The 12,368-nt window shown below is 31.0% G+C and carries 7 protein-coding genes and 1 tRNA gene; 4 read left to right on the top strand and 4 right to left on the bottom strand.

The annotated features are described in order from the left end of the window. The first annotated feature begins 448 nt into the window (after positions 1-448). The 4 genes from WOO_RS01330 to WOO_RS01310 all read left to right on the top strand — a co-directional run bounded on the left by WOO_RS01330 (position 449) and on the right by WOO_RS01310 (position 6,970). Entirely contained in the window at positions 449-1,480 is a 1,032-nt protein-coding gene (locus tag WOO_RS01330; protein WP_014868897.1) for a Fe(3+) ABC transporter substrate-binding protein, read from the top strand. An 834-nt stretch (positions 1,481-2,314) separates the two neighbouring features. Beyond that, on the top strand, positions 2,315-3,211 hold the full coding sequence (locus tag WOO_RS01325) for an aspartate carbamoyltransferase catalytic subunit (RefSeq protein WP_014868896.1): 897 nt from the start codon (positions 2,315-2,317) through the stop codon (positions 3,209-3,211). Between the two features lie 2,765 nt (positions 3,212-5,976). Further along, positions 5,977-6,049 (top strand) — tRNA-Val (locus WOO_RS01315). A 24-nt stretch (positions 6,050-6,073) separates the two neighbouring features. Further along, a complete protein-coding gene (locus tag WOO_RS01310; RefSeq protein WP_014868895.1) occupies positions 6,074-6,970 on the top strand; it encodes a cation diffusion facilitator family transporter in 897 nt (298 codons plus the stop codon). A 1,755-nt stretch (positions 6,971-8,725) separates the two neighbouring features. Here WOO_RS01310 and WOO_RS01305 read toward each other — a convergent pair. The 4 genes from WOO_RS01305 to WOO_RS01290 all read right to left on the bottom strand — a co-directional run bounded on the left by WOO_RS01305 (position 8,726) and on the right by WOO_RS01290 (position 12,266). Beyond that, positions 8,726-9,535 carry a P44/Msp2 family outer membrane protein gene (locus WOO_RS01305; protein WP_014868894.1) on the bottom strand — a complete coding sequence of 270 codons (810 nt, stop codon included), beginning with the start codon at positions 9,533-9,535 and terminating at the stop codon, positions 8,726-8,728. A gap of 52 nt (positions 9,536-9,587) precedes the next feature. Next, entirely contained in the window at positions 9,588-10,814 is a 1,227-nt protein-coding gene (gene mtaB / locus WOO_RS01300; RefSeq protein ID WP_014868893.1) for a tRNA (N(6)-L-threonylcarbamoyladenosine(37)-C(2))-methylthiotransferase MtaB, read from the bottom strand. Positions 10,815-10,996: 182 nt separating this feature from the next. After that, complete coding sequence (locus WOO_RS01295) at positions 10,997-11,350, bottom strand: Asp-tRNA(Asn)/Glu-tRNA(Gln) amidotransferase subunit GatC (protein WP_014868892.1); 354 nt, start codon at positions 11,348-11,350, stop codon at positions 10,997-10,999. Next, positions 11,340-12,266, bottom strand: coding sequence for a ribose-phosphate diphosphokinase (locus WOO_RS01290; protein ID WP_044135396.1), 927 nt, complete (start codon positions 12,264-12,266; stop codon positions 11,340-11,342). Before WOO_RS01290 ends, WOO_RS01295 begins: the two co-directional genes overlap by 11 nt. Between the last annotated feature and the right edge of the window lie 102 nt (positions 12,267-12,368).

Here is a 12,368-nt window from a genome sequence, read left to right as displayed (position 1 = left end):
TGTCAGGATTATTCGAATCATAGTGTGTAGTTATCATTACTTTATAGGCTTGGGTGTACTTGCATTATTAATCATATGCCTTGGCGTACATTACTATAATAAAGCAAATTGTACTAACTTTATATGTTCTCAGGAAAAGATTGATCCTGAAAAGGATAGTGAGAAATTCATTAAGAAAGTCAAGCAAGAAAAGAACAAAAGTTCTTGGAGAGATTTATAGTAGAGACGCTAAATGTAGCAGCAGCTTAATACTTAAGTAATTTGTAGTTCAATCTCACAATTACCGGATATTATTTATAGTATTGGTGGATAAGATGAATTCTCTATATAATATTGATGCCCTAAAATTAAGTAATATCAATATTGTTGTTGCTGAATAAATTTTTACCCTTGCTAAGGTTTTGCTCTTTAGGTACCTTTAGTTGTAGGAAATGATTGTGCATTCAATGTGAAAAAAGCTTTAGTATTGGCATCCTTAGTGGCGGTTGTGTTAATAGTTGTTACTTTTTTATATAAAAATGGTGGAAATGACGACTCACAAGTAGTAAACGTTTATTCATCACGTAAAGAGGAATTGGTGCGTACTTTATTCGATGAGTTCACAAAGAACACAGGTATTAAGGTACGTTATGTTATAGCTGATTATTCTCAGCTGCTTTCGCGCATGGAGAATGGTGGTGAAGCTGATTTACTTTTAACTGCAGATGCGGTAAATTTGATTTTAACAAAAAAAGGAGGGCTTTTATCTCAAGTAGATTCAGAGGTTTTAAAAAGTGCTATACCTGCAAAATTTAGAGATAGTGAAAATTATTGGTTTGGTCTCACAAAAAGAACTAGAATATTAGTTTATAACAAAGCATTAGTAGATCCTAAAGAATTAAGTACTTATGAAGATTTAGCAAATGAAAAATGGAGAGGGAAAATATTAGTACGCTCTTCCACAAGTCCATATAATAGGTCATTGATTGCTTTTATGATTGCAAACGATGGTTTTGAGAGAACAAAAAAATGGGTTAATGGAATTGTGAGTAATATGGCAAGAAAACCAAGTGGTGGTGATACTGATCAGATTTATGCTGTAGCTGCTGGTGAAGGAGATGTTGCAATAGTAAATAGCTATTACTTTGCAAGGATCTTTTCATCTGAAGATGCGCATGAAAAGAATATCGCAGATAAATTAGGGGTTTTTTTCCCTAATCAGGATAATAATGGTGTGATGGTAAATATTAGTGGTGCAGCAGTAACAAAAAATGCAAAAAACAGGGAAAATGCTATAGCTTTACTGGAATTTTTGATAAGCAAGCAAGCTCAAGAACTATACGCTAAAAAAAATCAAGAGTATCCTATTGTTGAAGACGTTGAAACTTCTGATATATTGCAATCTTGGGGAGCTTATTTACAAAGTAACCTACCTCTCAGTAAACTTGAGGAACATCTGCTTGAAGCTGTCATGATAGCTGACGAGTGTAAATGGAAGTAATACCTAGCGTTTAGTAACCCTCTGAAGTGAAAATCTGCGTTATTGATTTCTCTTCGAATATTTTGTTTCTTGTTCATTGGGTTTTCTTGTACAAGTCTTTCGGTTACAGGGAAAATTTTTGTTTTTCTCTGGGTTCAGTATTTGACCGGTGTTTTCTTCTACAGCTTCTTTAGTTTGGAATTCCTCTTTCGCTAGTTGGCTTTTCTATTTTTATTTCTTTCTTAAAGGTTTTTATCTTATCTATTATCTATTTTCCTATATCTAGTGTTTTATGCCGCTAACAAGTATAATGAGCAAATCAGAGTTATATCACCAATTGGCCACCTAAGTTAGAAGCCAATTGTAATAACGCCAATTTTCTTTGCAAGAAAGCTAGCTTAAGGTGAGAGCTTTTCTAAACATCTGGTCTCATTTTTTGTTTTCTTGTTATTAAATATGTTAGGTCTATTATTAGAGGTAATAGTTTTCGATTCTATTATTCTTTTTATAATTATTATATCCTAAAACTTCAATAACTGTACCAATAATAGTAATACCTGGGGCCACAAAGCAGCAACTACGAACGCTGTTCTTTATGGTAGTAATCTAGAGTTTTTCCCTTTAATCTCGGCTTTACCACCTTTTTCTTCAGCTTCAGTAGCAATTCTTAATTTTATTTTTGTTATTAGTATATTAACTTTAATAAAATTAGAGTACTGATTATCAGTTAATACTAGTTTTGATTTTAGTACAATGACTGTGAATTAAGCTGTAGTTTTTGTGAAGAGGCTTGTTGAAAATAGGTAATGAGAAAGTAAAATAGGTTTGATTAAAATTGTGTCTTAAGAAGAAACTATGGTTAATAAGAAGAATTTGCTGAGTGTACGGGATCTTACAATCAATGATGTAGAAAATATAGTTAAGTTAGCCGATCAATACCTGAAAAATAAAGCTGCAGGTTGCCATATTTTAGAAAATAAAATAGTAATAAATTTATTCTTTGAGGACTCAACACGTACACTTGCATCCTTTGAAATAGCAGCAAAAAGCCTTGGAGCAAATGTTGTAACCTTGCCAATAAAGTCTTCTTCTATTAATAAGGGAGAAGATTTAAAGGATATGGTAAAAACATTAAATGCAATGAATCCTGATTACATAATAATTAGACAGAAAAATAGTGGTATTGTTAATGTGCTAGCTCAGTACATTAACTGTTCACTAATCAATGCGGGTAATGGGAGTAGTGAACACCCAACTCAGGCTCTTGCTGATTGTTTTGTTATCAGCAGTTATAAAAATCAGATAAGAGATCTTAAAATTGTAATATGTGGAGATATTTTACATAGCAGAGTTGCAAGATCGAATATAAGACTGTTAAAAATGTTTGGGGCGAAGATATGCTTGATTGCACCGCCAACTTTGATTTGTAGATATTTTCCTGAGGTAGATTCAATCTATTATTCATTGATTGAAGGTATAAAAGATGCTGATGTAATTATGCTTTTAAGGTTGCAGAAGGAACGCATGGATAATGGTTGTTTTATTTCTTCAGAGAGAGAGTATTTTTATTTATATGGCCTTGATTCACAGAAATTGTTGTATGCAAAACCAGATGCAATTATCATGCACCCAGGGCCGATAAATAGAGGGGTTGAAATTGGTAGTGATGTAGTAGATTATGTTATTTTACAGCAGGTAGAGTTCGGATTAGCGATACGTAAGGCAGTGCTACATTATTATAGTTCTTGCTAATAGCAAAGAAATATGTGTTTCTATGGAACTTATGCTTGGTTTGATATGATGGCTTCTATGTATAAATGTTGCTGCATTCAAGCAGCAACATTTATACATTTATTAGATTAAACTATACTCGTGATAAATCAAGCTACTTATACAATCAAATGTTTTTGCTAAGTCATTCTTTAGACAGAAGTTATATTCCCCTAATATTAGTTCGATAACGCAATATTATTCTCTTCTAAATTAAAATGACTTAAATCTAATAACAATTCATAATTTAGATTATCTATTTTACTAATACTACTTATTACTTTGCTATTATCATTAATGTATAGCATAAGCTATAGTTGTTGTTACTCTTTATTATCTTAATAAGTGCTTTATCTTCAAGTGACACTATAAACTTTTTATATTCATCATTATAAATTACAAATTTACTGTTTTCAGAACAATATTTGTCCTCTGACAAAGTACCAAAACTTTAACACAAATTGCTTCTCCGCTTCTTTAGCTCATCATACAAGGCTTTTGTATCATTATAAAATCTATTATAATACTTACCTTATACTTTCCTTCTAAGACTTAATCAGTATTTTTTTTCTCTTTTCAAGATTGTGTCTTTTAACACTATTTGTTTTTGCTCTTCATCTTATTTTAATATTGCTGGTTTTTAAGTGATTTTGAACCATGAACTGAATCAGTAAATAAACTTTAACTCTATCCTCAACTTGCCTTTTTAAAATATAAAACTGCACTTTGTCCTCTTCATTAGCTATTTCTATTGCTCAAATTAAGCATAGTTTAGTCTGATAGACTAATCTTCGGCGTTTAAGTTGGTTTTGGCCAAGTTAGAACCACCTTTTCCTTTTTAGTTTTTCTCTACTTTAATTTGATAAACCTTTTGCATCATTTTCTCGAAACAAAAATGACCATTCAGAGTTTCTTATCTTCCGCTGCCGCACAAAGCAAATTATCAATGAAATTTAAATACGTTTCTTCGATATATGCAACAACTGCTGCACTTACTGTAATGATTAATAGTTTTTTAATTATCTCCTCTGGAGCAAGACTTTTGTATTTATTTATCACTAGCTAATTTTGCAAAATCAGTAAGTCCTTTTCCTTCTATTAGTTGTGTAGCATACTCTGCTAAACAGCTTCCATTAATATTTTACCGAGACCTAAGTTAGAAGTCAAATAGAATGTTAACGGATGGATAAATTCATACTTAATAACATAATTATAATATAATGGTTAACTTCTCCGTCATAGAATAAAATCGCTATTATTTCTGCCGTTTTCAGCGTAGGAATATATGCTGCTAATATAATTCGTTATTAGAAGATTGTGTGATACCACCACCTGATATATGAACATCATACTAGCACTTGAGTACTTTTAGTAGCTTTCCTTATCTCAAACAGGAATAGTATAAAGTTAGCAACGTTCTTATGTACTAAAAATGGATTGTTATCTTTCTTCTTTATTCTAAAGATTTCATTGAAAGTTTTTATAGTATCCTCTAATTCCTTGAGAAGATTTTCGTTATTGATAATGCCATCATTATTTTGATCAGTAGGACCTTCAAAACTTTTGTTCTAGAGTAAATCAATGTTCAGATTAAACTCAGTGTCAATATTGCTCTCAGTAACTTTTAGATTTATTCTACCCTGAAATGTTAACCATATTTTTTGTTCATGATACTTGCTGAATTTCGTTTTTTTCTGAGCTTTTCTCATTTTTCCGAATTCATTTTCTGTTGAAATATTATATCATATTAGTTGTACGTTCTCTTAATTTGGTCAATATTCATGCTGGTATAGACAAATTTTTCGAAGATCTTTTCGTATAATACATTATATTCTACATCTGGATATTCTTTTATTTGTTGGATCACTAAATCACTTTTTCATTCTTCTTGAGAAGCTTCTTTAATAATTTCTTAATTTCTTTTCTATTAATATTACTCAGACTTTTTCTTGTCTGTTCTTCAGTTTGACCTCTCTTAAGCCTTTGAAAAGCATGCAATATAATAAGTTTCTTATATATGAATCTATGATATGTGTCAGAGTCTACTATGTAGTCTTGATAACTTTGGTAGTTGACTGAGACTGCCTTCATATATGAAGCTGTAATATTAATTTTATCAGACGTGTATTTATAATTATGGTTCCTTACTAAGTTTATTTATAATTTACATAACATTTTGTATTGTCCTTTGGTCAAAAGGAAGTAACTCATTTATTGTAGATAAAGGAATGCCTTTCTCTTTGTAAAAGTTATTTATTTTCTTAGTAGTGAAAGTTTCTTTATTGTCTTTTTAGAGATGTATTTATATAATAATTTAAACTGCTTTGTTAAAAAATCACTGTAAGCTTATTTACGCAGATTGGTTTGTAAAAAGCATGGTCATTTATGATCTTTACATTTTCAGAAGTTGATAGTTGTTTGCTTTAACTTTGTTTATTATCTATAATTTGTTTTTTATGACTCTAGTCCAACTGTTTTACTTTGATATGTAATTAAACATTTTATTATCCGTTTCATATTTAATTTTCGAATATATATTTCGATCTTAGCGTAATCTTCCTAGAAAAAGAATAAATTTTTATTTTGGAAAAAAGATATAAATAATTAATTAATTCTATAAAATTATAGAGTATAGTTAAGGTTTTATACAGCTAGATTTCTGAATCATGTTAGGTAGAGCGACAAGCACAATAATTTAAAAGCAAATTGACTTTTATTTTGCTGAAGCACTATACTGAAGCAACAATGGGTAACTAGCTCAGTTGGTAGAGCATTTGCTTGACGTGCAAAAGGTCACTGGTTCGAGTCCAGTGTTACCTACTTTTATCCATGAGAAGGTTTTATATGACAGCGGTGCACAACGGTAAACATTCAGCAGCAGAGTCCAGGCGTTTAATTCATTCCATAATAATAGTAGCAATAACCATGTTTATGGAGGTAGTAGGTGGAATAATTTCACATTCGCTTGCTCTATTATCAGATGCAGGGCATATGTTTATTGATTTCTTTGCCTTAATTTTAAGTTGGATAGCACACAAATTTTCAGCTAAGAAATCTGATCTGCAAAGATCATACGGATATCACAGGTTGCAGATAATTGCAGCATTCATCAATGGTTTAACTTTATTCTTTATTTCAGTAATTATTATTATTGAATCAATAAAGAGATTTATTTTCCCAGTCAACATTGAATGGAGAATAATGTTAATTATTGCTATACTTGGGTTGATTGCTAATGTTATAGTCTTTTTTATATTGCATAGTAAATGTGAAAGCAATATAAATATAAAAAGTGCCGTATTGCACGTTATAGGGGATATTTTAAGCTCTGTAGGTGCTATATTTGCATCTATAATTATTATGTTAACTAAATGGCAAATAGTAGATCCTGTTTTATCGATATTTGTTAGCGTAGTAACCTTAAATAGTGGCTATAAGATTCTTAAAAATTCTTGTCATATCCTTCTTGAAGGTACCCCTGAAGGAGTATCTGCTGAAGGGATAAAGAGCGGGATTGTGTCTAAGCTACCTGAAGTTGTTGATGTGCATCACATACATACATGGTCACTGTCTGATAATTATTTTATAATTACCATGCATGCTAAGGTAAGGCAAGATGCACATCATACTGATATTTTGTATGGGATAAAAAAAATACTATTAAGTGAGTTCGAAATTGCACATTCTACAGTTGAGATCGAGTACGATGAATGTGCGGATGATAAGATATTGAAGATGTAGTTTGATATGCTGCTGATATCAGCTGTAAAGCTTAAAGCAAAAAAGGTTTATGTAGCTTCTCAAGAAAGGTTTTTCAAGTAGTGAAAACAGAATCAATAGTTGAGTTAATATTGGATCAAAGGCTTAGCAAAGCTTTTCTTGTGATTCTGCCAAGTGGGAACAAAGTTAAATCATTTTTAATATTTTTATAGAAATCCATTAGAGTGGTTTTTGTACGCTTTTTTCTAGTGGTTATTTCTTGGCATTTAGTGCTTCTTTTTATTGTTTCTTGTACATGCTCAAGGACGTAATTAAGAAAAGACCTTACCAAGATAAACTACAAAGAAAGATTATTATAATGCAAGTAAGCATGGCCACTTAATGAGTTTGCGCAAAGACAAAATGCCTATTTTGGAGAATGTTAAACTAGCAGTACTAGAAATTGTGCCTTACCAATAAAATTCCCTGATCTTACGCTAGTAGTTAGCTTATTTGGATCAACGTTAGTAAAAAAGCCCTGCAAGGGTTTGCTGATTGAGATAGGAAATTTTCTGACATTAACTTGAATGTAGGTCTGAAAATGTCAGGTAATATTGTTTTAAAACTAGAAGATAAAAATATAAATGAAGTAAATGTAGTTGACAGCAATAAACTGAGCTGTCAAAGAATAATAGTTCAGTTAAAATTGAGCAGACTCACTATATGCACAGAATTATTATGCTAACTTTGTTAATAGTCAACACTTTGCTCGAGGTAGCTTTGTTGTTGATAGCAGCATTACTAGTAGTGATGGGAGAGCAATGTTGATGAGGATTACAATAGTGTTATTGAAATCTCTCAATATAGCAGTGATTTGTAGAATTCATTGGAAAATAATTTGAATACAATAATAAATGTCAATGGCGTAGATGATGGAAAATTACTTTGTTCAATAGAGAAGAAGCAGTAGTATTATTTTGAATGTTAGAAAAGTAGACGCAAAATTGTTGAAGAGTACCTTAATAAGGTTAAGGAGTTAGTATTTTCAGGTAATGATAGAAGTAAAAATAGTTGAATTTATGCTAAACAATAAATATCTTTTTGATATCAACTTCAGTGATTTGCTTAATGGAACCAGATCTATAATGGATTAGGATAGACTTTATTGTTAATTTAGCAATAAGTTTGGTGTAAGTGATCTAGAAAATTTAGTAAAAAGTTTAGACAAACTTGATCTCCAAGTATGCTTCTCAAATTCTAGAATATATATTACAAATAATCAATAAGCAATGATTTCTTTCACTGAAAATCATGTTTATTTTATTTCTGATATACAAAAAGATACTAAAAATTTAACTATGCCTTAGTTACCGAAATAAACAGTGTTCCAATAGATGTTGTGTTAATAGCTCAAGTATCAATGTTGATGCTAGCGAAATATTTATGGATATATATCCAACTTTATTAAGAGTTAATAGTTACATCAAAAATTCAAATATGAAGTATATAACACAGTAGAGTAAATAAAATTAAAAGTGATGTTAATTATTGAAATCGGGAGAATGAACTCTATATTAAAGGTTAAAAACGGTAAGGTTATAGTAATTAAGTCGACTTATAGGATATAGAGAAGATAAACAGAGCTTTAATGCTTTTAAGGATATATTTATCAAAAATCGAAAAGAATAGCGGATAACGTGAAGGTGGCAGAAGCTGTCATCTTTCTAAAAGAAACAATTGTGTCACTGTTTGGTTTATTAGGTAAAAAAGGCAATATGTGTATATATTAAATTATAATTAAAAATTGAACATCAGGCCGACCTCAATACTATGGGTTGATATATCATCTGCAATAGGTATTGGGATGCTGAAGTAACGATAACCAAGGGAGGGCTTAATTTCTGGGATTATTGAATAATCAACACCAAGTTTCACTTGATAAGCAAACCAAGGAACATTTAGTGGCATTGAATTTTGTGACAATCCATTGATCTTTCTTAGCTTAAAAACTGCTGGTCCTATACCAAGACCAATGTATGGAGCGATTTGTGTATCTTGGATACTAGGGTTATAATAAACATTTAACAAAAATGCAAATATACCAGCCGATCTATAAAATATTGGAGGAGAATTACCGTTTTTAATATCAAACTTAGAGTATGTAGCTTCAAAATCAACTCGGCCGTTTCTTCCAGCATAGTAACCTAAAGATAGGCTGTGTAACCACTGAAAATCGATTTCACCATTAAATTTTTTTACACTTTCAATTTCATCTGCAACTATATTTTTTATTATAGCATCATAACGGCTTTCAACTAATGTGGAGACTCTCTCTCCAATTGCTTTTATGCCGTTCACAAATGGCTTTGAATTATCAAAATATATCTTACCGCTATTAGCGCTGACATAAAAATTAAGTTTTCTGTCTTTAACTAATGTAGGCTCTTTTTCATTATATTTTCTCGATTCATGGCATATAGATTTTTCTATAAGAATTAAATTTTCTATGAATTGTTCATTATTTGAACAACTTTTATTAGCCTGAGCAGAAAAAAAGCCAGTACATAAGATTAGCAATACATCAAGAATAACAGATTTTCTAATCATGAATAAGCTTATAATTTTTGATATTACTACACATTTCTCTTGTATTAAAAAGTCAAGAAAGAATACTTCCGATTAAATGATTTTTTTCTATTCCTATAACATTAGCTTCCACAATACTTTTGACCTGAGCCTTTGATAAGAGCTTTACTGGTGCAAAATTTTCTGCTCTGCCAATATTATTTTGTTCAACCAGAACACTTTGTTTAGTACCTATCAAAGATTGATAAAAATTGTCTATCATTTCTTTATTCGTTCTTCTCAAGTTCTTTATTCGCTCTTTACGCACATTCTCTGGCACTTGTGGCATCCGTGCTGCAGGTGTGTTTTTCCGCTTTGAATATGGAAAAGCATGCAAGTAAACTATGTTTGCTTCCTTTAAGAGATTCACTGTATCCTGAAACATTTCATCAGTTTCTGTTGGGAACCCAGCGATAATATCAGCACCAAATGCCATGTCAGATCTTAAGTTTTTTACTTTATGGCAAAATTCTATCACTTGTTCCCTGCTGTGACGACGTTTCATTCTTTTTAGGATTAAGTTATTGCCAGATTGTAAGCTTAAGTGCAAATGTGGTGTAAACCTTGGTTCGTTGACTATTAAGTCCATTAATTCATCGTCGACTTCAGCAACATCAATAGAAGAAAGTCTAAGCCTTCTTAATTCTGGAACATCCTTTAAAACTTTCTTGATCATTGAACCAAGCGAAGGTTTGCCAAATAGATCTGTACCAAAATCAGTAATATCAACTCCTGTGAACACTACTTCCTGATAATCATTTGCTACAAAAATCTTGATTTGCTCAATAATACTGCTTACTGGCATAGATCGGTTATTTCCTCTTGCTTTAGTGATTGAGCAAAATGTGCAACTATGATTACAGCCGTTTTGGATTTTAATAAATGCTCTTGACTTATCTTCAAATTTATTGATTAAAAGAGTACTTGGTTGGTCACCATTGACTAATATCTTATCATTATTTAGCAAATAACTTGAAGCTTTTAGCTTATCTTGATTGTTCAATACTTTGCTTACACCAGGGATATTACTATACGATTCAGGATCTAATTGAACGGCACAACCAACTACAATAATCTCTTTGTTTGGATTATTTTTATGAATCTTACGTATTTTTTGCTTTACCTGACGTTCTGCTTCATTTGTTACTGCACAGCTATGTACTACAATGATATTTTCTCTTTTTGCTTTTCTTAGTTCTTCTTTGATTAGTTCGCTTTCATAAAAATTTAGACGACAACCAAACGTTATTACCTCATTCATGCTAGACTTTAATAGACTTTATAATTTTATTATATCAAATGTTCAAGCAAAGTCATTGAACCTTTCAATTATAATAAACAACTCTATATTTTCATTGACTAAGTTATATTTTTGGTTGAGATTATATTCAAGGCCGTATAGATTTTTACTGTTTTTTTAGAAAGTTTAGTGCCGGCCTTATTTTAATCGTTTATAGCCTTTGGCACTACAAAATATCCATGTTCAGATTTTGTGTTGGATAATATTTCTTCTTTAATATTTTGAGAATCGACAACATCATCGTGCACGTGAATGACCTTGTCTATAGCACCATAGCGTACAGGGGAAACACCTTCAGTATTAACTTGCAATAAAGTATCATGTATCCAATTCAACATTGTTAACTCCTTGGAGTAATGCTCAATTTCATCATTTGATAATTTAATTCTTACAAGTTGTGCAATTTTAAGCATTTCTTCCTGTGTAATTGTTACTTTTCTCTTATTTACAAATTCTATTAGTGAAGTGATTACATCCTCTGTTGACTTAATTGGCATCTTTATCTCCTTGAATGAAACGAGTTAAAACATTTGCGATCGAAACAACTTTTATTTTACCAGTTTTTTCGAGTTTATGAAGTATAGTATCTGTAATTACTAATTTATCTAGAGAAGAGGAATAGATTTTTTCAACTGCATTTCCTGAAAGGACGCTATGTGTTACGCATGAAATTACAGATCTTGCTCCGTAACTTTTTAAAGCAGAAGCTGCATTACATAATGTTCCACCAGAATCAACTATATCGTCAACAATAACACAATTTTTACTTGTCACCTCTCCTATTATGTTCATTACTTGAGATGTGCCTGCTTTCTCTCTATATTTATCTATTATAATGATCTCATCACTCAATTTTATCTTATGCTCTTTCTCTAAAGTCTTTGCAAAAGCACGTGCTCTACCGATTGCTCCAACATCAGGTGCAACTATTGCTAAATTTTCTGTGTGTGTAGATTCAACAAATACTTCAAAGCAGCTCAAATTGGTTATTGGTACATCGAAAAACCCTTCGATTTGATTTGAATGCAAATCGATAACTGCGACACTGCTTGTACCTGCAGTTTGAATAAGGTTTGCGGCTAATTTAGCACCTAAAGCAGATTGCATATTATTATTTTTAATAGTCCTATCTTGTCTACTATATCCATAATAAGGAATGATTGTTGTTATTCTTTTAGCTCCTAATCTTTTTACTGTATCAATTGTAAGCAGAAGCTCCATAAGATTATCATTTGCAGGAGAAGAAATTGACTGTATTATATATACCTCTTGATTATAGACATCGTCTTTTACGTGTACGTTCATCTCACCATCTGCAAATCTTGATACCTGAACAATGGATGATTGAATATTTAGCTTGTTAACTATTGATTTTCCTAATTCTTTACTAGCACTACCTATTATTATCTTCATAATTTGCCGATCGAACTTATAGATTATACAAAAATTGTAAGATAATAGAAATATGATTAAGTGCAAAATCCTCTTAACAAAATTTCCTCTAATGATAGAAAT

Source organism: Wolbachia endosymbiont of Onchocerca ochengi (assembly GCF_000306885.1).
Taxonomy (GTDB): Bacteria; Pseudomonadota; Alphaproteobacteria; order Rickettsiales; family Anaplasmataceae; genus Wolbachia.
The sequence above is the reverse complement of the archived record's forward strand: the minus strand, read 5'-3'. Positions and strand labels throughout refer to the sequence as shown.

Excerpts from the sequence above, each read along its gene's own strand:
- WOO_RS01325 (WP_014868896.1), top strand. The coding sequence starts at position 2,315 with ATGGTTAATAAGAAGAATTTGCTGAGTGTACGGGATCTTACAATCAAT.
- WOO_RS01310 (WP_014868895.1), top strand. The coding sequence starts at position 6,074 with ATGACAGCGGTGCACAACGGTAAACATTCAGCAGCAGAGTCCAGGCGT.
- WOO_RS01295 (WP_014868892.1), bottom strand. The coding sequence starts at position 11,350 with ATGCCAATTAAGTCAACAGAGGATGTAATCACTTCACTAATAGAATTT.
- WOO_RS01290 (WP_044135396.1), bottom strand. The coding sequence starts at position 12,266 with ATGAAGATAATAATAGGTAGTGCTAGTAAAGAATTAGGAAAATCAATA.
- WOO_RS01305 (WP_014868894.1), bottom strand. The coding sequence starts at position 9,535 with ATGATTAGAAAATCTGTTATTCTTGATGTATTGCTAATCTTATGTACT.
- mtaB (WP_014868893.1), bottom strand. The coding sequence starts at position 10,814 with ATGAATGAGGTAATAACGTTTGGTTGTCGTCTAAATTTTTATGAAAGC.